At 54.1% G+C, this 24766-nt stretch carries 14 protein-coding genes; 6 read left to right on the forward strand and 8 right to left on the reverse strand.

The features are described 5' to 3' along the window. Positions 1–82 precede the first annotated feature (82 nt). The 3 genes from VH413_16610 to VH413_16620 all read left to right on the forward strand — a co-directional run bounded on the left by VH413_16610 (position 83) and on the right by VH413_16620 (position 2753). Positions 83–820 (forward strand): hypothetical protein, encoded by a 738-nt coding sequence (locus tag VH413_16610; protein HEX3800318.1) that lies wholly within the window; start codon positions 83–85, stop codon positions 818–820. A 67-nt stretch (positions 821–887) separates the two neighbouring features. After that, positions 888–1073, forward strand: coding sequence for a hypothetical protein (locus tag VH413_16615; protein HEX3800319.1), 186 nt, complete (start codon positions 888–890; stop codon positions 1071–1073). Between the two features lie 705 nt (positions 1074–1778). Further along, positions 1779–2753: a hypothetical protein gene (locus tag VH413_16620; protein ID HEX3800320.1), complete on the forward strand. Its 975-nt coding sequence runs from the start codon at positions 1779–1781 to the stop codon at positions 2751–2753. A 101-nt stretch (positions 2754–2854) separates the two neighbouring features. Here the strand turns inward: VH413_16620 and VH413_16625 are convergent, their stop codons facing one another. Then, positions 2855–5278 carry a ComEC/Rec2 family competence protein gene (locus tag VH413_16625; GenBank protein HEX3800321.1) on the reverse strand — a complete coding sequence of 808 codons (2424 nt, stop codon included), beginning with the start codon at positions 5276–5278 and terminating at the stop codon, positions 2855–2857. A 45-nt stretch (positions 5279–5323) separates the two neighbouring features. Beyond that, positions 5324–5782 carry a VanZ family protein gene (locus tag VH413_16630; GenBank protein ID HEX3800322.1) on the reverse strand — a complete coding sequence of 153 codons (459 nt, stop codon included), beginning with the start codon at positions 5780–5782 and terminating at the stop codon, positions 5324–5326. A 105-nt stretch (positions 5783–5887) separates the two neighbouring features. Between VH413_16630 and VH413_16635 the strand changes: the two genes are divergently transcribed. The 3 genes from VH413_16635 to acpS are packed head-to-tail and all read left to right on the forward strand — an operon-like array spanning position 5888 to position 8652. Further along, complete coding sequence (locus VH413_16635) at positions 5888–7513, forward strand: hypothetical protein (GenBank protein HEX3800323.1); 1626 nt, start codon at positions 5888–5890, stop codon at positions 7511–7513. A 2-nt stretch (positions 7514–7515) separates the two neighbouring features. Further along, positions 7516–8259, forward strand: a complete 744-nt coding sequence (locus tag VH413_16640; GenBank protein HEX3800324.1) for a pyridoxine 5'-phosphate synthase — start codon at positions 7516–7518, stop codon at positions 8257–8259. Between the two features lie 15 nt (positions 8260–8274). Next, on the forward strand, positions 8275–8652 hold the full coding sequence (gene acpS, locus VH413_16645) for a holo-ACP synthase (GenBank protein ID HEX3800325.1): 378 nt from the start codon (positions 8275–8277) through the stop codon (positions 8650–8652). Between the two features lie 85 nt (positions 8653–8737). Here the strand turns inward: acpS and VH413_16650 are convergent, their stop codons facing one another. The 6 genes from VH413_16650 to VH413_16675 form a co-directional block, all read right to left on the reverse strand. Continuing rightward, entirely contained in the window at positions 8738–9454 is a 717-nt protein-coding gene (locus tag VH413_16650; protein ID HEX3800326.1) for a Bax inhibitor-1/YccA family protein, read from the reverse strand. A 141-nt stretch (positions 9455–9595) separates the two neighbouring features. After that, positions 9596–12355, reverse strand: a complete 2760-nt coding sequence (locus VH413_16655) for a YfhO family protein (GenBank protein HEX3800327.1) — start codon at positions 12353–12355, stop codon at positions 9596–9598. Between the two features lie 26 nt (positions 12356–12381). Further along, on the reverse strand, positions 12382–13398 hold the full coding sequence (locus VH413_16660; protein HEX3800328.1) for a sulfotransferase: 1017 nt from the start codon (positions 13396–13398) through the stop codon (positions 12382–12384). A 322-nt stretch (positions 13399–13720) separates the two neighbouring features. Beyond that, positions 13721–14605, reverse strand: a complete 885-nt coding sequence (locus VH413_16665) for a DMT family transporter (GenBank protein HEX3800329.1) — start codon at positions 14603–14605, stop codon at positions 13721–13723. Positions 14606–14761: 156 nt separating this feature from the next. Next, a complete protein-coding gene (locus VH413_16670) occupies positions 14762–16666 on the reverse strand; it encodes a DUF4838 domain-containing protein (GenBank protein HEX3800330.1) in 1905 nt (634 codons plus the stop codon). An 89-nt stretch (positions 16667–16755) separates the two neighbouring features. Further along, positions 16756–24693, reverse strand: a complete 7938-nt coding sequence (locus VH413_16675) for a lamin tail domain-containing protein (GenBank protein ID HEX3800331.1) — start codon at positions 24691–24693, stop codon at positions 16756–16758. Positions 24694–24766: the final 73 nt, after the last annotated feature.

Genomic DNA, 24766 nt, shown 5'->3' on the forward strand with positions numbered 1-24766 from the left:
GGCGCAATGAATACTTCCATTTCTCGAATTTATTGCATTGATTTTCCCAGCGGAGAAGCAGAAGTTTGCGGGGAGGGAAGCAATGGATTCAGAACAAAATATTGAAAGTCAGGAAAAGCCAGTGTCCGAGACACCGGCTGCGGAAAGGCCGTCGTCCGAAACAGCACCCGCGGCGGCGCCAGCAAATGGGCCTTCCGGGGAATCATCCAACCGGCCGCCGGGCGGACCACCGAACGACCGCCGCCGCCGTGGACGCGGGGGACGCGGACGCTTTGGGCGCGGACGCAACGACCGTGGTGAACGCGACAACCGCGGCGACAATCGCGGCGGCGAACGCAATGACCGGGGCGACCGTGACCGCAATGAGCGCGGCGAACCGGCAAGCGCTGATTCACCCCGCCCGAACAGCGACCGCGATGACCGTGGCAACCGCGGTGATCGTGGTGACCGTCAATTTCGTCAACCCGCCGGCAGCATTGGCCGCGCGATGGAGCAAGTCGAACAGATCCGCGTGGACCTCAAGCGCACGTTGGAGGACATGGAGGAAGTGCTCAAACTGCTCGACCAAATCGAACGCGAGAAAAATGCTTCCGAAGATGAAATCGAAACTTTGAAAGATTCGCTGGCTTCGCTGCATCGCGGACCGAGCTATTCGAGAAGCCCGCGCAGTATGTTGCCGAGCTTGCAACCCAAGCCCATTCCCACGGTGGCGTCACAGCCACAACCGCAACCGGCACCGGTGGAATCTCCTGAAGAGGTTGAGGCCAATACTCCCGAACAAATCGCGCCGACACCTGAGCGTTTTGAGGATTTGGATTAATTTTTTCGTTTAAGAGAATTCCTGGCCTGGACACCCTTTGTCTCATGCGCTCCCGCACAGTGGGCGCATGAATAATCGTATCAAGCCTCGTCACGGGGCCAAACGTGACCAACTTATCACCCACTTCGGCCAGGCAAAATTAATCCGCACGCCGGATGGCGCGACCGAATTGCGCGGCGGCCAGGCGCAGGATTTCACCACCGCGAAAGAATGGATCTCCCTTTTCATGCATGAGGCGGTGTTGAAAGTTTAATTTTCGCGGCGTCGCAAATTAACGTGAAGCGTCATTGTTCGTGCCTGAAATGATTTGCCCGTCCATCGCTTTAATTGGCCGCTGGCTTACAGCTGATTCAGAAGACAAGGGCATTGCTCACGTTTGCGGGCGCATCAAAATTTACGCCCCCGCCAGATATGATATTTTCGTATGCGAAATGACTTTACCATCCTCCATTACCTTCACTTGCAGTTTCACTTCAAATGTTTTCATAATGTCTGCTGGTTATAAACCATCCAATCAAAATGCCCACCGTTTATGCGATTGATATTGCAAGAATCATTGTGCGCCTTTCACCCATCGCCATAACAACGATTCCGCCAAGTCCGTTGGGTTGTGATGATTATCGTGGCAGTAAATTTTCCATTTTACCCAAAGTGCTTTATTGATTGCAGCGGTGGTTGTGGACTTTCCATTTTTTATCATTCGTCTTCCGGCCATATCAGTCTTTCTTGTTGATTGCGTTTGTCGTAACCTTGACTACCCAGCGGCATATCGCGTAGCCTTCCGAGCGGCAGTAATCGGCAATTTCTTGATAATTTTTTTTGGAATACCGAGTTGCATCCACTCCTCGCTGGTTCTCTGTTTTTTATTCTTCATAGATATAGATATTAAGAAATATTTAAAAACGCTGTAATATTTTGCGGATTGCGAAGTGGATGCGGAAATGATAAAAAGCGATGTATGTCAGAATACAACACAACTGCCATCACCTTCGTTAATCCAAAGGATGCCTTGCTCTATTTTGATTATGTCATCCCGATGCGACCCACCGCCGTCGCACTTTCGACATTGCTTCCACCGCAAGCTACGAGCAAAGAAGACATCGCAAAGATATTACCAATACTAGAGGAACAAGGTACAAAGGAGAAGTTCAATGAAAGCGTGAACGATATGTTTTCGACGCTTCGTCCGGACTTAAGGCAAAGTATGGCTTTCATTAAGGAATTATATGCCTTCGACATAGGGCTGATGGGTTTCTACATGTTGCGGATTATGAAATCCTTGAAGTTAGATGACAACCACGCTTTGGATTCGTTCAAGGCGCGATTGGGCGAACAAGCAAACGCCACCACTGGCAGCTTGCGCAGAGATTATGAGTGCATATTAAAAAAATATAGCCTTAATGGTTCTCATATAGAGTGTCAGCCGATATTTTTTGGCAGCCCACAAAATAAAGATGTCACGCCTACCATCAATTTCAGTGAGATTAAAATGATTGATACAGGTTCAGTTACTCTTAAGAAAATCATGGAGTTCAGGAAAGATAAGCATTCGATGGTAAAAATGAGACGCTTTAGGCTATTTGTTTATGATGCTTATGTCGGTAAGGACAAGTCCTATGTTGCGGATGACTTGTTGAGGCGAATGAACGATTACAACGAAGTTGTGAAATCGTGGGGTTTTGAAACGAAGCTGAAAGCGATGTCGTTCGTCCTCAGTTCAAAGCTGACTGCCAGTTGTTTGGGCGCGTCATTCCTTTCTGCTCTCTTCGGTTCAACGATTGAGAAAATCGCTACATTCTCGACGGCTCTTGGTATCGAAATTGGTCAATTCACATTGGAACTTGCTAAGCGGAATCACGAATTTAGGAAGCTTTGTCGCGAGGAACCGATTTCCTATATTGCGGATGCGAAAGCGAAACTAGAAAAGGAATAATCAGGTTTTGCTTTCTTCAATAATGCCAAGAATTTTTTGCACTTCCGCTTTCAGTCGGCGGCTTACCTCTCCGGTCAATTTTGCAGAGTGACGTTACCTACTTAACGTGACGCGCCGTTGTTCGTGCCTGAAATAATTTGCCCGTCCATCGCTGTAATTCGCCAGTGGCCAAAGCTGCTGGAGACGGTAACGGCGTCACTCGCGCTCATATAAATCACGGGCGCGCCGCGGGTCGCGAGACGCACTTTCAACTTCTCCCCTGCCCGTTTGATCGCGGGTTGTATCGAATCGGCAATGATGATGACCGCCGGGTGAATGGCATCGAGCAACGCATCGCCGAGCGGCTCGCCTTCGCCTTCACCGGGCAATGCGGCCACGACGATGTCGGCGCGGAGTTTTTCGCGGGCGGAATTCAGCAGCGCATTTTGGCCGGTATGGCTGAGATCAGAGAGCAATAGCAGTCGCGTGCCTTGAATATTGCCCAGCAACACCACGCAATTGTCGTCCGCCTTTGGGAACGGTGTATCCGGCGGCGGATAAGGAACGGTCCAGGGGTGAATGTGCAGGTTCGGTCGCAATGAAGCATCGAGCATGGACGAATGTTGTTCCGTGAACTCCCGATATTCCGGCGAGCGAAATCGAATCGGGCTTATGCGAATGTCTCGCGGACGAAACTCTTTCAGCACGTCCTTCGCGCCGCCGGAATAACCGATCTCGCCATGCGTGATGATGAAGTGGGCCAGGCGATTCACTCCCTGCGCTTCGAGAAACGGTGTCGTCACCGCATCCACGGACGGTTCATTTCCGCAATCAATCAGCCAATCATCCCAGCCCGCGAGATACACCGCGTGCCCGCCGTTGAGCGGAAGCACGGTCACGCGGGCGGTTGCATTTTCTTTCACCAACATTCCGCACCACACAAAAATCATTAATCCGGCAACCGATACTTTCCATTTCCAACGCTCGCGAAAAAACCACCCGCTCAATGCACCGATGAGGATAAAATAATAAAGCGCAATGGTGAACAGGCCCGGCATCGCGACGTAAAAAAATGCGCCCGGCAAATTTGCCGACCAATTACTCGTCGCACGAATGCACTCCATGAAGAACCAGCCCGCGTGATTAAAAATAATCGCCAGCCACGGCAGCCAGCTTACAAACAGCAGGCTTGTCATGTTGCAAATAAGGACGAGCATGCACAAAGGCACGGCAATGAGATTTGCCGGGCCGCTCACCGGCGTGAACAAATGAAAATAGAGCGCGACCAAGGGAATCGAACCGAGCCACGCCGCGAGGGACGCCAGAAATAAATCCACCACGCCGCGCAAGCCGCCGCGAAGAATTTTTTCCCACCACGGTTGCAACGATTCCGGCCGCAATGGATCAGTGCGGAGAATCCATTCGCCGACGCGCTTGAAAAACGGCGAGATCAGAATGATGGATAACACCACGCAAAACGAAAGTTGGAAGCCCGCCTGAAAAAGCTGGTTGGGTTGCCATAGCAAAATGATCAGCGCGGCGGCGAAGAGTGAATTGATGAAATCGCTGGGCCGCGCGAGCGCCCATCCGCCAAAAATCACCGCGATCATGACAATGGCGCGAATCGCCGAAGCCGGCCAACCGGTCATGGCGGCATAAAACAACAGAAACGGCATCACCGCCAACCCGCGCCATTCTCGCGGCACACCGAGCAGGCTCACCAACCCCAGCAGAATCGCCCCGATGATCGCCACGCGCAGCCCATCTACGGCGAATATATGAAACGTGGCACTTTTCATAAAGGGCGCTTCGACCTCGTCCGTCAGCGCCGCTTTCCAGCCAAGCGACATTGCCCATTCGAGCCGAAGCGATTCGTCTTCATCAGGCAAGCCCAGCGCCAGCGATTTCCTGGCCCACGCGCAAAAACGATCCGCGAGTGGTGGTCGTGATGGCGATGCCACAATCTGCCAGTCAGAAACTTTTTTGATTTCAAATTGATAATAAATTTCCTGCCGCCGCAGAAAATTGCGGTAGTCGAACAATCCTTCCGCCACCGGCCCCCGCGCCTGTCGAAGAACACCGCTTACCTCGACCGTTTGCCCCGCGAAGAAATTTGTCGGCAAAAATTCTTTCGTGCTTGAAATGACTTCGCCAACGGCTGGAATCCAATCCTCCCCTTTGCGCTGCGCGTGCGAAACTTGCAGCCGCGCCATCGAACTCCACGTCTCGATATTCTTGATTTCATGCACGCGATGGTACGGCGTTTCCGCGAGCATTCCGCGCAAGGTGACGATTTCCTCCGGTCGCATGAATTCATTTCGCAGATCAATCGGGGAGATAACGGCTGTGTGAATGGCCATGTTCGACCAGCCCGCCAAAATCAATGAAGCGCACAGCAGCCAGCGCCGCGCTTTTTCCCAAAGCAGCGCCATCAGCACCGCGGCGAACGTGAGCCCAAACAAAGGCGCCAGCGATATCGGCATCGCCGCCAGCAGAATTCCCGCAACATAAAACAACGCCACCGGAATGAGCGGGCGTTGTCTCATTCAATGTCGTGAAATGAACTCCTTGAAATCATTGCCGGCATTCGTTCACCACCATTTGCGCCAGCGGCCGATCAGCCACAACAGTAACAAACCAAAAACCGCGCCGGTGCTGTCAATCAACACGTCGCGGATGCAACCTTCGCGCGAAGGAATAAACGTCTGGTGAAATTCATCCGTGGTCGCGTAGAAGACATTTACCCAGAGCCCTTCGGCGGCTTCCGACCAGCGCCACGGACGCCGGTCGCCGCGAAACGGTTTTCGCCGCGCGCGCCATACAAGCACAGCGAGAATTCCATACTCGGTCAGGTGCGCGCATTTGCGAACCAGCAGCACGACCAAATTAACGGTATGCTCCGACGCATTGGGAAAAAGCCAGTGCATCAGCGGCTCGATGATGCGCGAAGAATGCTTGTAGGAAGCGGTGTCTCCCGACGCCGTAAAGATCGCGCACATCCAAATGATGACCGGCAACCAATAAAAAATAAAACCACGAAACTTGAGCACGCGGCATCAAAACCAGATTTGACGCCGCAGCGCAACTTTTATCCGGCGCGCTCATTCGGTTTCCATTGCCAAAAACGCGTCGCTGTGGCACAAAAGTCGGCTCCTATGCGTAATCAAATTTTATTGTTTCTGTTCGCGATGGCGATTTTTTCGGGAGGTTCGCGCAACGCGCGCGCGGATGAGGCGCTCGCCAAACTCGACGGCGATACCATCGGCAAATTTCATTTCGTGGGCATTGACCGCATTGCTGCCGATCCGAAGGCGACCAAGCTTAAGGAACTCGGCGCGCTCCCTGAAACCGCCGTGCTGCGCGATAATTTAATGGCCAAAGCCGCCAGCGCGCCTTTCCGTTTGCTCGAGCACAAACTGTACGGTCAAAACAAAAACAGTTATACCAATCTGCTCGAATCGTTGCTGAACGATTTGTTGCATAATGAATCTTACACGGAAGTGCGCGGGCCAACGAATGCGGTGCCTGAATTATTGCTCGCGGTGCAACTAAACAATGCGCGGGCCGCTGCGTGGGAGACAAATTTGGCGACGATCCTGGCGGCGTGGACGGGCATTTCCGTGCAACCGATTCGCGGCGAGGGCTTTACAGGTTGGGAACTCAAAAAACATCACGATCCGAATGTCATCCGCTATTTGCGTGCGGGGGATTGGGCGCTCTTTGGGTGGGGTTGGGAGGATCTGCGTCTTCAGCCGCGCTTCCTGCAACTCATCAAACAGAAACGCCTGACTGCGAATTTCCCCAAGGACGATTGGATGGATGCGGTTTTGGATTTCCCCGCTTATCAGGCAAGCCACACGATGGACTTGCCATCATTGCTGCCCGCAAAATTACCGAAGATGCATCTCGCTGTTGAGGGACGAAAAGATTACATCCGCCCGACCTTGGTGATGTCCTATCCCGCGCCCCTTGGCATCACGCTCGAGCCGTGGAAGATTCCCACGAACGCTATTCCCAATACCATCGTCAGCTTTACCGCCGCGCGAGGCCTTGCGTCCTGGCTCGGGCAAGTGCCGGAAATGAAACCGTTGCGCGCGAATCCGGTTCCGAACCAGTTCACCACCTGGGCGGTGGACAAGGTTCCATTTGAGACTCACCTCTCCATTCCGGTTCCAATGGCGAGCAATTATCTTGCGCACATCGCTCCTGGATTAATGGCTGAACTGAACGCGAGTCTGTCCAAACGCGCCGTCCCCGGCGAAGCCGTGTGGACAAATAATGAAGTGATGATCCGGCAGATTCCTTTTCTTGCTCCCTACTTGCGCGCCATTCACGACCCTACCGGTGATTATCTTTTTGGCGGCCTTTTCCCCAGCCGTCTGCAACCGGGCGCAAAACCCGTGCCGCCTGAACTCATGCGAGAAATTGCGTCCAAGCCCAAGCTCCTTTATTATGATTGGGAAATAAATCAGGCGCGCGCCGACCAGTGGCAAAATATCATGCAGGTTTACCTCATCGCCTCCACGCTGCCGATGCCGCGGGGAGATTTGTCCGCGCAAAAATGGATTCGTGCCGCGGGAAAATTAATGGGAAATTGCGGAACTGAGATTTCGCTGACTGCTCCCAATGAATTGACCCTCGTGCGCAACAGCCCTATCGGCCTTACTGGCTTTGAAATGAATGTGCTCGAATACTGGCTCGACTCGCCTGAGTTTCCCTTGCACGCAATCTATCCGCATATTTCGAGCCGGCCGGGCATGTTTCCGCCGGCCGCTCACTAACCATGCTCAAGCTCGGCGTCAATATTGATCACGTCGCTACTTTGCGCGAGGCGCGGTATCGCGGCGTTGGACATGGCGAACCCGATCCGGTTGCCGCAGCGTTGCTTTGTGAAGAAGCGGGCGCGCACGGCATCACCGCCCACCTTCGCGAAGACCGCCGACACATTCAGGATCGCGATGTCTGGCGCTTGCGCGAAAGCATTAAGACACGTCTCAATTTCGAAATGGCCAACGCGCCGGAAATAGTTGCGATCGCCTTAAAATTAAAACCGGAGATCGTCTGCCTCGTGCCCGAACGCCGCCAGGAAGTGACGACAGAAGGCGGTCTCGACGTCGCGGGAAATTTGGCGTCACTCACTGAGACGTGCAAAAAAATGAAGGATGCAGGTATCGAAGTGAGTTTATTCATCACACCTGATCCCGCACAAATTGAAGCGTCGGCAAAGACCGGCGCGCAATTTGTCGAGTTGCATACGGGCGCATTCGCTGAACATTTCCAGCAGAAACGCGAGGGCGATGTTGAGCTGGAACGATTGATCATCGCCGCAAAACAGGCGCACGCGGTGGGTTTACAGGTAAATGCCGGACACGGTTTGAATTACGAAAACCTGCCGTCGCTGCACGCTGTCCCCCACATGATTGAATTGAATATCGGGCACAGCATCGTGAGCCGCGCCCTCACAGTGGGCATGGCAACCGCAGTACGCGAAATGTTGCGCCTGATGGAAGGCTACGCGGGAAATTAGACTGGACTCGCTATGATTTTGGGAGTGGGCATAGACATCATCGAAGTTGCGCGCATCAAAAGCTCCCACGAAAAATTCGGCGAACGGTTTCTCAATCGCATCCTTCTGCCGAACGAAATTGCTTACTGCCTCTCGCACAAATTTCCCGCGCCATTTTTAGCAGCGCGATTCGCCGCGAAGGAAGCCATCTCGAAGGCGTTCGGCACCGGCATCGGAGCGCAACTGTCGTGGCAGGATATGGAAGTCGCTCGGCGTGATTCCGGCGAACCGTGGGTCATCCTGCACGGGCGTGGCCAGGAATTGCTCAAGTCGCGCGGCGGACGCGTAGTATTAATCAGCCTCAGCCACACCGAACAGCACGCGACTGCGGTGGCAATTCTGGAAAGCACCTAACGCTGATTCCTCCCCTCGCCCATCGCCAAAAGCAAAACGGCGCCCATTGAGCGCCGTCGTAAAACTTAAATAAACAACCGCCGAATTACCGGCGTTGCAGTTTCGAGAGCAGGCGAAGCAGTTCGAGATACAGCCACACCAAAGTCACCAGCAGCGAAAGGCCGCAATACCATTCCAGATATTTTGGCGCGCGAGCGCGAACACCTTGTTCGATGGCATCAAAATCCAAGAGCAGATTGAAAGCGGCGACCGCGCTGATGACCAGGCTAATGGCGATACCCACCGGGCCACTGTCATTGATGAACGGCACATGGACACCAAACAGGCGCATGACCATGTCCACGATATAGACCAGCACAATCGCGCCAGTCATGGCGATGACGCCGACTCGGAAACCGGGCGTCACGCGAATCGCGCGCGAGGTGAACAAAAGCAACATCAACGCCAGCACTCCGAAGGTCAGAACCACCGCATTGAGCACGATGCCGTGATACGCTGTTTCAAACATGGATGAAATAACGCCAAGTGCAAGGCCTTCCAGCGCCGCGTACGCGGGCGCGCAAATCGGCGACAAAGATGATTTGAACATCGTCACGAGCACCATCGCCAGACCGCCCAACATCCCGACGATCATGAGCGGAAGTTGCAGGGCAGCCGGCGCGACCCACGCGAAGCACGCGGATACCACGCAAATGACCAACAATATGGCGGTCTTGAACAACGCGCCATCGAACGTCATGTTATCGGTCGTTTCCTGGGCAAATACATCCGCCCGTTTCAACAGAGGATTTGAAGTTTCCATATAGTTAATCGTTAATGAAAGCTGGCGCAGGTTAATGCACAAGCCTGCGCTTTGCAATATGGATTTGGCTAGTGATTACAAAACCAGCGGGGAACGGCATTGCGAGCCTTTGTGTCGCAAATCTTTCCAACGAAAATTTCTTCAACGCTTCGACTTTGCCCCGGCACGTTTTTGTTTGCCAGGTTTTGGACTGGTCTGAGAGGCAACCGCAATCACCGGTTGTGGACGCGGAACAGTGGGTGTTGAAGCGGACGGCGCGCTTTGATTTTTTTCCGGAGCCTTTTTGCTTTGCGATTGCGGCATCAAAACGATCCCGATCAACACCAGGGCCGCACCCAGCGCCGCGAGACTGACATACAACGCCCCCACTGGCGGTAGAAAACGGAACTCTACCTTATGATCACCCGGCTCCAGATACACGCCGCGCATCAAATAATTGCACTTGAGCAGCGGCGCTGATTTTCCATCCACGAATACTTTCCAGTTGGAATCGTAACGGTCATTGAGCAGCAGCACGGAATTGTTCGCCGCATGCGCATTGAGCACAATGTCCTTCGACGCGTAACTGGCAAAATCAACCGTGCCCGTGTTCTCATTGGTGTCGGGACTACCGACGCCGGCCGGCAAACCGCCATTTACAAAAATACTGTGCGTGACATCGAATGACGGGGCAATGAGCAACGGCAGAATCGCCTCATTGTTCGTATTGATCTGCCAGTTTGAATACAACTTGGCGCGCGGCAAGCCGCCGGTGAATTCAAAAATTGCATAATCGCCATCCGGCGCGAACTGCGCCGTCACGCGCTCAAGCCGCCGTGGCGATGTCGCGTTGGGACGCGGCACGATCTTGAAGCGCGCGGCGATGCGCACGCGTTTTTTCACGGGATCGAATTGTTCGTTGTAAGCGCGGATATATTCCGCCGCGCCCATCAAATAACGGGTATTGGTGAGTTCCCAGCGGCGGACAATTTTCGGGGCGGAGGCGATTGTGCCGTCGAATTGCGTCGCGTGCTGGAAGTTCAACAAATCCTGCGGCGTGCGCGGCAGTTGGACGATGTCGAGCGATTCAATATTATAATATTGAAAGTGTTGTTGCGCCCATTCGTAATGATAAAGCTCATCCAACAACCCGTGCGCGGCCGCCGCGCGGAACGGTTCCAGCGCCACTCGATGTTCGTAAGGTTTGTCCCGCAACAGATCAATGACCGGATTGCTCGCGTATTTTTCTTCGTAATTCCAATCAATGATCCACGGCAAATTTGCGCGTCCCAAATCCACCACCACCAGCAAACCGAGCAGCGCCACCGCCCAGCCGCCGTTATTGGCAAACATTCCGCGCAGGATCGCCGCCATCAACCCGGCGGCGATGATGAAAAATAAAACAAACCAGCCGACTTGCGCGATGCTGAAATCCGCAGTCACATGCGCTTTGGTCTCGGCGAACTGAGTGTTCAACAAATTTTCAATCAGCGCCGCGCGCGAATTATAATAAATCCCCCACCCCACGAGGCTGAGTGCCAGCACGCCGAGGCAGCTGTAAATCCAAATGCGATTGAACCGCCCTTGGTTCGCCGACGGACGGGGTTGTCCGACTCGCACGCGTTCGAGATACGTCCGCCAAAGCCCATCCACGCCGTAAGCAAACAGGATGACCAGCGCAAAATTAACGATGCTGAGAAATTTGATCGGATTGCGAATCGTCGAAAAATACGGCAGCGCATAAAGCATCCGATAAAACGGCGCGTGATGGCCGTAGCCAAATAGCAATGAAATGAACGCCACGACGATCCAAAACCAAAGCCATCGTCGCTGTGTCAGATTGAAAACCGAATTTTTTTTGCGAAACGATTGCACCGCCGCCCACACCGCCAGCAGCACCACCGCCACGCCCGCGTAAAGCCCGCTGCCCGTTTGGCGGATGAGCGTACGCGGCGCCGTTCCTTGCTGGCCACCGGCAAAATATTTGTCCCAGGCAACATCGCGGCCAATCGAACCCCAATAATTGCCGCCGTCCGTCGTGTCCATGCGATAACCAAACAACCCGGGCACGACCAGACTAAGGGTTTCGTTTTTGGGCAGGCTCCATTGCGTGGCCCACGCCCAGCGGCTTTCGCGCGTCTGCGTGTCCTGCTCCATGCCATGCACGCCTTCGATCTGGGTATTGACCAACGCAAAAATCGCCTGTGCCGCGAGAAACGCCGCGAAAATCGCCACCACACTCACACGACCCACTCCCATCACCAGATTTTTCACGCGTGGCCCGTCCGCAATCCACGCCTGGTAAATGACGAAAGCCGCGACATACAAACTGAAAATCGCTCCCACGTCCGCACCTTCGGCCAATCCCATGCCGACAGCAAAACCGGCGAGCATCGCCCGGGCCCAGCCGCGCCAGGCGGTCGTTCGCATCAATGCCGCGAGCGCGAAGTAACTCATGCCTACGACCAGCGGATTCGCCGCGATCCCCCAGCACGCAGTGGAAAAGAAATCCGAATTGAGCATCGCCGCCAGCCCGCCCAATACGCACGCCGCCGGGGACAATCCGCATTGCCGGAAAAAAGACCACGCCCCCAGGCCAAGTACCATCAGCGCGAGCGGCACATAAAATTTTGAGAAGAGCACCGGGCCGGCCACCAGGCGAAGTCCGTAAGTGATGTTGGGGAGCGCGCCCTGTTCGCGATAGCCGATGGTATTGAGATCTTCCCACACGCCGGAAAATGCTTCCGGCAAATGATGGCATTGGGAAACCAGCCGCGCCAGCGGACCGTCATTTGAAAAAAGCGTGTGGCTCGGCAGCCACGTTAGGCCGAACAGGCAGGTGATGATGAATGCGAGCAGCAGAAACATCACACCTAACTGTTTGCTCGCCCGCCCGGCGGGAAATGAAGATTTTAAATCCACAGGATGAACTCAGGCAGCGTCATGGATCAGACGACGACATTTTCCACACGGGCGGTGGGTGCCGTCGCGGGCGCGACGTTGGTGGGAATCCGCGGACGCGAAGGCGGGAGGTCATCCAACTGGGCATAGTCATGTTTCCAGCGGGAAAGATCGCGGCCCAGCAGGATGCTCAGGCGCTCGACCTCGGGGGCAAATTCGCGCTTGAGCCGTTGGCACAATTCGGGATCGAGCGGCGGCCGTCCACCGTGTCGGCTGTTGAATTTGCGGATGCGCGCATCCACTTTTTGCATGGCGCCGAAAACCGCGCGCGGCAGCAACGGGCGAATCGCCAGCACCGATGAACGCACAAAACGATCACTCAACATGGCGCGCAGGAAACGGCTTTTGACAAATTTATTGGAATTGACCGGTTTGAAATTATCCGGGATTTGCGTCGGGTCCACTTCCAAAAATTCCAGCACTTGGCGGCAAGTCTCAGCGACATTCGCGGCGAAGTCTTCATAGATGACCACATGCACGCGGTCGCGCCCAAAAATATTGAAATAGCGGCGAACTTGCTCGGTATAACGAACGGCCTCATAATATACCAACCCCGGCGCGAAATAAGTCTGCCGCGTGATGCGCTGTCCCGCGCGCCGATCATCCTGCGCTTCCAACGCCTCGGCAAACGTCGGCAAATGCTCATTGCCATCCCAGCGAAAAGTATAATAAAGCGAATGCAGCATCTCGATCGGATCGCGTAGCATGATAATGATGCGAGCATCGGGATTGAAGGCCTTGATTTCCGTCGCCGCCACTTGCGAGCGCAAGTACCACACCGAAGCTTCACCGGCGCGCTTTTGACCGTTTTGACCGTCAAACTCCGCCAAATACGCGTCGAGATTACGCCGGTAAAATTGCGGGGCGAAACCCAGGTCCGCGCCGAAAAAGTGCATTTCCTTGCGCGCCATGAAAATATCCGGACGTAGCGAAAGGTATTTATCCAAGGCCGTCGTGCCGCTTTTCGGCGCACCGACGATGAAAAAGTCGGGTTTTTTAATCACAGGTGAGTCGGGCTCAGTGCATCCGCCACGCTTGCATATCCGGGAAATTATCTACGGTGAGCAAAATCGCTCACCTGAAATGGATTTCCCGGGCGGGCTGATGCTCAAACCCTATGGTTAAAAAAGCCGGAGGGATTGAAAAAACGAAAACCGACGGATAGAATTCATTCGCGTCCTACACTTTCTTTATAATGCCTAACCGGGTTTATACGGCGTTTGGTTAAGCTGGCCACAATGTGCTTCACCCAATTTTCTTTCGCAAGAAAAATGTGCGCGAACAAGCATTCTGCGCTAAAATATTTCCTCCTTTTTCCCGTAACCTTCAACCCGCCGCCGGGGTCTTGACTTGGCGCGATAGTCCCACCACCAATCCGGCCACGATGGCCAGGCTGCCCCACAGTTGCCCCCAGTTCAAAGCCTCGCCCAGCCACAGCCACGCGATCAACACCCCCGCCACCGGTTGCGCGAAAACCGTGAGCGCCACAATATTGACATCCGTCTCCTTGATGACCACAAACCAAATCGCATAACCCACCGCCGTGCAAATCACCGCCAGGTAAAGCACCATCCACCACAGTCTTAACGGCATCACGCGCACTGCGGCCAAAGTTGCCGCCCCATCAAACACCAGATTCACCACCGTCCCGAACAAAAGCGCAAGCGCGAGAATCTTGACCATCCCCGACCGTTCAATCAATGGTTTGCCCATGATCGAATACACCGACTCGCAAAAAAATGACGAAACGAAAATCAGGCTCGCCCACAAACCGGCCCATTGAAATCCGCCGCGCAGAAAGCCATTGAGCAATACCACGCCAAACATCCCCAGCACAAAACCCAGCCAGCGTCGCGGCCCGATATATTCCCGCAAAAAAATCGCCGCCGCCACCGATGTGAGAATCGGTTCCACCGCCATCAACACCGAAGCATTCCCCGCCGAACTCAATTTCGTTCCCCAAACTTGCAACCGATGGCCCAGTGTGAAAACGATGAACCCCATGATCACCGTCTTGACCAGGTCCGCGCCGCGCGGCGCCTTTCCCGGCAGCCACGGCCACAACGCCATCAGCAACACCGCCGCCACCCCGAACCGCAGCGTGACGATGCTCCCTGGCGCGAGATGCTCCGCCAGCGCCTTGTAAATGGACAAAGAGCCCGCCCAAAGAAAATTCATCCCGATCAAAATGATGAGGTACGATAGCTTCATCGAAGAACACGCCTTCCGCGCGCCTTTCTGTACGGGCGGCGAATGGGAGTGTCAAGCCGTGCAAACACCTGAACGAAGTTCCACACACCCGGTAGGACGGAGCCACCGCTCCGCCGCGCTCTCAAGGCACGAAAAACACCGCAAATAGAGACCACCTCACCGCTTCTCCTTAAACCACTTCTTCTCATCCCCCGACAGCCCGGCAAAATTCGCGCGATCATAATCCGCATTGACCTTGCGAAAATCCACCAGCGCCTGTCGCGCCGCCAGGAAACCACTTTCATCCCCGCTATCAATCCCATGCTCAAAAGCCTTCCCCGTCGCCAGCATCAAGTCGGATTGTTTAAGACCTTTTTCGAGCCATTCAACGCGCGCCAAAGCCAAAGGTTGCCCCATCGCCTGCTCGCGCGCCTGCGACAAAATCGCCCACGCGCGCCCCATCACTCCAGGAGTATAAATTTCATCCGCGAGCAAATAATACGGCCCGTAAAGCCCGGCGCTATATTTCCGTTTGGCTTTGATTTTATCAGCCTGTTCCGCAGCCGAATAATTTGGATAAATGGATTCCCAAAGTTCAAAATATTCTTTGACGGATGATTTGGCTGGACCGAAGGCATTATAAAATTCATCAAGGATCGCGTCGGGAGAAGCGTCGGGATGATTCAGCATAGCCGCCAGCATATAAAGCGAAGGCCCCTGCACGGAATATTTTCCAGTGAGCGAATCAAAATCCGTTCCCCTCAATCCATGCGCCATCGCAAACTTGAGGTCTTCACCCAAAGTATGCGCATAAAAAGATGGAAAGTTCGGCGCTTGAAGCGTGTAATTGGGGCGCAGAAATAATTGGCAACCAGTTTTTTCCCACCCACTCCAATCCTGGCGGAACACCGCCGAATCGGTTTTGCTATACCCAAAAATGCTTTCCTGCGGGACCACTCCGCAAAGCACGTTTTGACTCAGCTTCGCCTTCACTGGCGGCTTGCGATAATTGTCATAAACATAACTGACGACTTTTACATCCGGCCGGGTTTTGACGGCTTCATCAGCCACGATTTTCCAAAAGCGCGCGTAACGATCCGACATCGAACCCAGTTGAAGCATCCACTCGTCCCGCCTGCCCTCCTCGCCCGCGAAAGCCCGCTTGGCGGCGTCCAATCTTTGGTCAAACGGCACGGGATTATCCGGGTCGGGCTCATCCCACGATAAACATCGCGGACACGCGCACCCGGCCCAGCCGTCGTTTTCGCAGACATTCAAAAATTCGCGCGCACCCTTCGCCTGCCAATCCGAAATGATTTGATTCACCAGCGCCGGCTCCGAAGGACATATATGAACATACTGCGGATCCGAATCGGAACCGGGATCCAGCCGCCGTGTGCCATCCGGCAGCATCGCAAAATACTCCGGATGCGTCTTGCCAAAGCGCGCCCAATATTCGCCGAAGGAATGCCCATATTGCGGTTGGATACTCCTGCCGAAGCGTTGCCGTTTCAGCCAGATTTTTTCACCAGTCGTCGCGGCTTCGCGCCAATTTTTAAACCAGAGCAATGGCTTCACCGTGGCATCCGCAGGAGCCAAAGACAAATTTTTCTCCGTCGGAATGATCTCGCCCAGCTTCCCCGGCCAAAGCCAGCGCACGCCCATTTTATTTTCCAAAAATTCATAAACACCAAAGAGCGTGCCTTCGTGCGTATCAATGTCCAGCGGATCGTCCCGCGAATCATTACCCGCGATATACAAATCGGTTTCCGTGGCGTGAATAACATAGGCATTTCCCGGAAGGTTAGCAGGATTGATCTTCGCCGCCACCGTGACCGCACAATTTCCCAGATAAATATGCGCGCCACCCGCCGTCAAATTCTCCACCACGATTGGCAATTTTGCACCCGTCGCGCACTCGATGTGATATTGCAACTCCTTCGCCGCATACGACTCAACTCGCAAAGGATTTTGCGGAACAACAATGGAAGCCAGCGCCTTTCCGTCACGAACCACCTCTACCGCCATCGTCGGCAAACTCAAAAAAATCAAAACCACCATCATCGCACCCAGCCACACCATACAATTTCTCCCGGCAAAACTCGATGCTTCCAAGGTAGAGCGGCGCTCCCACGCCGCTAGTCTCGCACACAAATACACCCAACTCTCCATCATGACCCACCCGGTGTGACCAGCCGATAGAATCGCACCGCGCCATTTGTATTGGGAGAATCTTTGACTTGCACCGTCGTATTAGTCGCCGACGCCGGAATGTTCGTCAGCGTCTGCCACACACCCGACGCCAGGCTGTCTGAATATTGAATAATATAACTATGTCCACCCACCCCCGTGAACTGGAAGTTCACGCTATTGGGCGATACCGACACCGCCGCAATTTTGAATACGCTCTGCGCATCGTGCGGATCAGTCCCCGCGAGATACTCCTGCAAATTGCTCAAGCCGTCGTGATCCGGGTCGCCATTCGCTCCGTCGTCGCCCGCGGCAGAATATGGATTCAAACCATGCGCCAATTCCCAATCGTCCGGCAAACCATCGCCGTCCGTATCATTGATGCAATTCCGGCTGCCCGGATTTGGATTGCACGCGATCCAATTCAACGGCTCGTTGCCATAACTCCCCAACGCGCGTCTCTGCAGTGACATCCCCGTGCCCGCCGCCGCGCCCGGCCACAAACCCGCGCTGCTATAACTCACGCTCTCCACCAAAACATAAGGAACAAATCCCGCGTCCGGACTAGGCGCCATTTCTGGCGTGCCCGGCTTGAGTAATTCAATCGTCGCGCCGCCATCATCCAGCGAACCCTTATAAGGCCCATAGATAGCCACGTTATTAGTAATACCATACTTTGTCCTGAAGTTCGCCAGCGAAGCCGAGTCATTCACCGGGTCAAATCCCACCACCAGCAAATAACCACCTGGCGGCAGCGTCACGCCGCGAGGGAACGTATATTGAACATCGCCGTCAATCTTCCAGCAGTTCGCGGCAAATACCGGATCGTAGAGAGTGACTTCATCCGATGTGGTGTTAAAAAGCTCGAGATATTCCTCGTTCACATTTTCCGTCGGCACGCCGCCCGAAATCGTCACGGGATAATACATGATTTCGTTGAAGACCACCGGCCCGACTTTAGGATAAGCATTGGCAAGACCCGTCCCCGTGCGAAATTGCGCGACGGTCGCCGGGCTGTCCGCGCCAAAAGTGTGGTTGCTCATCGCCACAAAATCCACGCTGTCGCTCGTCACGAAGCGCCCGAACGAAACATTGTTCTCGGCCGCACCAAACGAAACCTGCGCGCGATAACCGGAAAGATTCCCCTGTGCGTCCGCTTGCGAAAGAAAAATATTTCCACCGTTCACCGCATCCAACACGAACGGCGAACTATTCGTGGTATCAAATTGATCTTGATAAAAAACCTGGTAACCGCCCGCCGCCAAAACCGTGCCGTCAGGAATGCGATACTTTCCAAAATTCGTCGCGACATCGCTGATAAACCATCCGCCCACGGCGACACTATTGCTCGAAAAATTATATAACTCGATGGCGTCTTCAAATGGCAAGCTGGCGTGCGTCAACACTTCATTGATGAGGACATTTGGAAGCGGTAGAAAATTGGACGCGTCCGGCGTAGGCGTCGAAACAAAACTCACGAGATTGCTCCCACCATCCGGCAAGCGCCCCTGTGAAACTCCCTCTGCTTGAATCCCAAAATCCACTTCATCAATTTGACTCAAATCTTCGTTGTAGAGATGAATCGTTTCACCGTCTTTGTTCAAACTGAAGCCAGTGTGGTTCGGACCGTTACTGGGATGTCCGTCCGCCTGATATTCAACCCAGCCATGACCGCCAATGAAACTCAACGCGGGAACCAAAAATTGCGTCATGTCCGTGATGGACGGATCATCGGTCAAATAAAGTCCGCCCAGCGATACCGGTTGCGCATTCGGATTATAAAGTTCAAACCAATCGTTGCCGGAAACCGGATTGGCCATCCATTCATTGATGCGCAAGGCCGTCGCATTCCCCAGCGTGGCCGCCGCCGAATTCGCCGCGCCGGGCGTCGGCGCACTCAATAAGTTCCACGTCCCGCCAATCTTGCCGATAGATACATTGGCAATCTGAAAACCGAACGCAACCGAATCCACCGTCTGCCCATTAGTGTTAAATAATGTCACCGTGCTCCCATCTCCCGGCAGCGCGAACCCCGTATTCAAATCCGTCTCGACACTTGTCGAAGCCGCACGTGAATTATCGCACCAGATCACCAGATAACCATTCGCAATGATGCTCACGCCGCCTGGGATAACCCATTGGTTTTGGCCCACGCTCAAGCTCATGCCGGACAAATCAAAACTCGTCGCGCCTGGATTATATAACTCCAGCCAATCGGGATGATTGCCGAATGCGTCGTAAACCGCGGAAGTATTTCGCGCCATCAACTCATTCAGGATCGGCCCCGAGTAAGTGCTGACATAATTACTCGCATCGGGGCTTGCCGTGCCGGGAAAACTTACGATGTTCGACGCCCCATCGGGCAATCGGCCTTCCGAAACACTTTCAAGCTGGTTCACAAAACTCACTCGATCAATTTGCTGTCCCGAATAGTCATAGAGCACAATCGCGTCGCCTGCCGCCGTCAGTTTGAAATCGAGATGATCCGGCCCCGCCAATTTATCCGCAAACAGTTGCACAAAACCATTGGCTGGAATGAACGACACCGAACGTATCTCAAACAGTTCATTGCTCGTCCCTAGATAAAGTCCAGTAAGCGCCACTGGCAAATTGGAAGCGTTATACAATTCCATCCAATCGCTGCCACCGGCGGGGGAATTCGCCAGCCATTCGTTGATGAACAGATTCGTCGCCCCGCCGGTTAGTGCAGGCAGATTGGCCGCGCCCGGCGTCGCAAAAGTTAATTGCCAGGTTCCCGCTGCGCCCACACGTCCGATGCTGAAATTGGCTAATTGCAAACCGAAACTGAACGCATCCACACGATTGGTCGAAGCATCGTACAGGAAAAGATTCTCGCCATTTTTGCTGAGATTGAAACCGCTGTGAAGTCCCGGCGCAGTGGTATCGCTATCGCACCAAACCACCAGGTAACCGCCCGCTGCAAGCGTCGTACCGCCCGGGAAAATATATTTTCTCGCGTTGCCGCTGTTGCTCAAACTCCAGTTCGCGATGTTCACCGCGTTGGAACTCGGATTATACAATTCCAGCCAATCGGGAAACGTGCCGCCGTTGGTGACCGCGCCATCGTTCTCCGCCATGATTTCGTTGAACCGAATATTGTTGCTCGCCGTAACCGTCGTGACGATTCCCGGCGAACCATTAATCGCCGTACTTGCGCGCCAGTTGGCCGGGTCATCGGGATCGCCATTCGGATTGATGATCTCCAACGAATAACCGCCGCCCGCCGCGCCCACCGGCCAGCCGGCCGCGTTGTTATAATTAACCGCGATGACCGTATTGCCATTCTGGTCCAGCAAAGCGACCCGCTGCCCGCTGTTCGATAATGAACCACCGTACATGCCCGCAACCACCAATCCCGGATAACGCGCCGCAAATGCCGCCGGATTGCCCGACGAACTGATGACCATCACGCCACCGGGCGCCAAAATCGTTCCGTTCGGAAAAACATAAGTCACACCGCCGAAACTGTAGCCGCTCATGTCCACATTGGTCGGCCCGATATTTTGCAATTCAATAAATTCAAAAGAACTGCCGCCGTTCGGTTCATACATCAACTCGGTAATGCGAATCGGCACACCCAGCAGCGCCACGCCAAAATCCCCTTCATTAAGCGCACTCCACGCGCCATTGAGCACCCGCGCCTTAACCACCGTCGAACCACTCAACACCAACGGCGTTCCATTGTGGTACGCAAATGCGCTCGGCGACACCGACCCCGAACCATAAGCGCGCGGGTCCGTTCCATTGGTCGTATAATATATGATGCCACTGGAATTGAGATTCGTCATCGTCAACCCAAAACCTACCGGCACATTTCCCCCCTGCTGGCTGAACACCGGCGCACTGACGTTGGGGAAAAGTCCGATCGCCCGATATTGATTCAACACATTCGCCGAGCGAATCGGAAAATAATTTGTCGTGTTTAGCGGCGCATTGGTGGCGAAACCCAAAAGATTGTTCAGTTCGCGCAGCCAGTGATTATTTCGCGTGTAATTAGTCGTCAACAGGTATCCGCCCCAGCGCGCCGATTCATCCACGATTGCATTGGTGATCTCCGTGATGCGCTTCATGTAATACGAAGCCGCGAGATTATTCTGCGGATGCGCCGGATCCCAAAACGAATTCGTAGGATTGATATAAAACAACCCACCATTGAAAAATAATTTTTGCAAATGGTCGGCGTAGCGCAGGCGAAACTCGGCATTGTTCGCGAGCGCCAGATAAATTTGCGCCGGGCTGCCGTCGGCATTCACCGTGGTCACATTTTCCGTCACGCTTTTCAAAACATGTTCGGCGTCCCATACGATGAACTTGAATCCATCGGTCGTGTTGCGATTGCGGATGACGTACCAATTATGCTGCGGCCAATCGTCATTGCCCGCCCAGTGATTGACGATCATGTAATCAATCAGGTTATCCACATCCACGTATTGCTGAAGCTGCTCATACTGCGCATTGTTGGTAAGGCCGGTATTGGACAACGCCAGCGCCGTATTCCACGCATTCGCATCTCCGCTCAACAATTCCAAACCGAACGTCGTGTTCTTAAGCACGTCATAATCCGTATTGGCGCCGCCAAAATAACTCGCCGCAAAATCATCGTCCGGCCGTTCGTGCAAATATTGAATTCCCCAATAAAGACCGTTGAGATACAGATGAACAAATTTCCCGTGAAACGAGGGGTGCCCCAGCGCGAGCATCAGGTCGCTGGTAAATTGATCTCGAACACACTGCGCGCGATAACGCTGGTCTTCGGGAACGCTGCCGCCGACGTAATGCCACCAATAATTGATGCCGCTGTCCACCACGAGCGTGTTGAAACTCTGCACTGGCGAATCAGGATAGAACGGAAAGTTCAACTTACCCGGGCCGTATTGGCTGGTGAATTTCAACCGAAACGAATGCTTGGCATTTTTCGCGGGATCGCGTTGCGACCCGCCTTGTATCTCGATACCGCAATCCAACTGTATCCCGCCCGAAGAACCATCAGGATAAATCAGCTCCATCGAGCAATCACGTTCCCAAAGCGGCCCGCGGTACGAATCCGATGTGGCATCGGACGTGTGCGTGTAAATGCCATTCGCCGGCCCAAACATGTCGTCAATCGAAGTCATGATCGAGAGCGTCGGCAGCGCCGTCAACCCGGCACGCACGGCGTTGGTGTATTGCGGATCATTGACGATGGTCGGATCCATTTCGTAATAGGCCCGCGAACCATTCACCACCTGCGAGGGCGTCGGCGTCCACACGTTACCAGTCGGATAGCCGGGCGGATTGTTTGGCTGTCGGATGATGCTCTCGACAAAAAGATAAGTCTGCGAACCGACAACCGACGGCAACAACCCCGGGGCAAACGCCGCCGCGCGCAAAGCCGTCGTTTGATTGATCGCAAGCGGCCCCGCATAAATAATTCCGTTCGTGGTCCCGCCGCTGATGCTCGGCGCGCTGCCATTGGTGGTATAAACAATCGTTGCTCCCGGCGTCGCCGTGGTCAGCAACAGATTGAAAGGCTGGCTGAAGAAGCCGTGCGGAACCGTGAAATGTACGTCGTCCACCAGACCGTTTAACGTGTTCGCACTATTGGGTCCACCAGGCGTTTGCACCGCAAAATAACTCAATCCGTTTACGTTATTTATTCCGTATGAATCATCGCTATGCTGCTGCGGATAGCTCGGCGCATATTCGTAAGCCACGCGCGGTGGGTAGTCGGCATTATACAAACCCAGGTAACCGGGAGAAGTGCTCAACGAAAAACTGGTGTGCAGATTCGCGCCCGGAACCGTGCGATTTTTTCCCGACGCAAAAATAACCATGTATTGCCCGGCTGCGATATTCGTCGCCGGAAAAATCCATTCGCCCGGCTGATCGGCTGCATCAGTCAGTGACCACCCCGCCAAATTCACCGATGTATTTCCGCGATTATAAATTTCAATCCAATCATCCAGCTCGGAATCTTCATCCCTCAAGCCATTGGTATTCACATTCGACGCAAGAAATTCATTGATGACCACGTTGGTCAATGCCGCGTCAGCATTGGCCGTGTCCAACCGCACTGTCCAGCTTCCCCCGGCGAAACGATTTCCCATCGGTGAAATATCCGCGATAGTATTTCCTGCTGCCCACGCTAATTGCACCGTTCCTTGCGCGGGTGAAACAAATTGAAAAACGTAAGGCCCCGCGCCGCTTCCCGTCACGCCCGTGGCCGGCGCGCCATTGATCAACAAATCACCCGCAACGACGTTCGTTACAGCTTCGCTGAAATTTACCTGCGCCTGCGTCAACTGGCTCACGATCGCGCCGCCAGTGGGCACAGTCGAAACTACCGTCGGCGGAATATTATCAACCAGCGTGTAAGTCCACGAAATCGAAGTATCAAAATAATTTCCCGAATTGTCAGTGATGCCGCTGTCCACATCCCAATAAACCAAAATCGTGCCCGCCAGCGGCTGGCTGAAATTAAAAACATAATTGGAACCGGAACCCGAAACCGTATTCGCGGGAATGCCATTGATCAATAAATCGGAAGCATCCACGCCCACTACGTTCTCACTAAAATTAACCTGAAGTTGTGAAAACGCATTGATCGTCGAACCCGCTGCGGGACTCAGCGACGCCACCTTTGGCTTGGTTGAATCCGGTACGATCACCGTGACCGTCGCCACCTGGCTCGTGACCGCGCCCCCTGCATTGGTCACGATCAATCGGTAATCTGCCGCGTCCGCCGCCGCGAGCGCGCCAAAATTCAGCACGTTCGTTTTGGAGCCGCTCACGTCGCCGGTGTCCGTTGCGGAAACATAAATTCCATTCGTGCCTTTCTGCCATTGATAAACCAGCGGCGTCGCGCCCGAAACTCCCGCGAACAACTGCGCGGCCGTTCCCGCATTCAATGTCGTGGACATCGGTTGAACGCCAATCGTCGGCGCAAACAACGGCGGCGATCCGAACGGCTGCACGGTCAAACTTCCCGAACCGCCGCTCGCAAAGTTCACCGGAAAATTCGCCGCCAGTTCCGGGTAATAATGCGTTCCCGCGCTCAAACTGACGCCTTCGATTTTCACCGAACTGAATACGCAGTTCTGATGCAAAATCATCACTGCGCCATTCGTCAAAATTAGCGCGCCCGCGCTGTTCAGATCGTAATCAGGCTCGATCCACGCAGGCCCGATTGGCGAACTCGCATTCGGCATCGCCGCCAGATAACCGGTATAATTCGGATCAACGGTAATACTGTTTGTGCCCAGCGAATTAAAACCCGAGCCCTGCAACCATCCGCATTGAACAATCCATTGGCCGGTGAATGTATTTGAATTCCCGGCGATTTGCTGCGGAAAGGTCGTGCCCGAATTGATGATCACGATATTATTTGAACCCGTGAGGATGCCGGAAATTTTAAAGGCGCGATTGGGAGAAATACCGCCGCCGCCGCCATTCGCGCCGTGGGAAATATAACTTTGTCCCGCCACCTTGATCACTCCCGTTACCGGAAAGATGGCATCGTCTCCGCCGTTGAGCATTCCGCCATTTAAAATCAGCCCTGGATTTCCCGAGACGCCGGGAAAATTTAAAGTCGCCCCCGGTTGCTTGGCCCGCAACTCTGAATTTGTATTAAGCGTGAGCGAATCGCCGGGAAAAGTCTGCACGCCCGAATTGGCCGGATTGCGGATGCGCGTGTTTGACGTGCCGTTGCCGATGGACACACCGTTTGAAATCGCCGTGTAAGTATTTCCGGAAACCGGCGAAACCGCCGTTCCTGTCCCGTTGGTTTTCCAAATGGCGGCAGTCCAATCCGTGCCCGCTGCTTCAACGCTGGTGGTGGTTAAACTGGCTCCGGCAACGGCATCCGCAGAAAACCAAACGAGGCCGAGCAGCAATACGAGAGAGCTAAAATAATACTTCATCTTTCTGTCATTCCAGCCGGCGAAAATACTAAAGAAAAAGGGGCGTGCGACCCACAGTCACACGCCCCTCTGA

This window comes from Verrucomicrobiia bacterium (genome assembly GCA_036268055.1).
In the GTDB taxonomy this organism is placed as follows: Bacteria; Verrucomicrobiota; Verrucomicrobiia; order Limisphaerales; family Pedosphaeraceae; genus DATAUW01.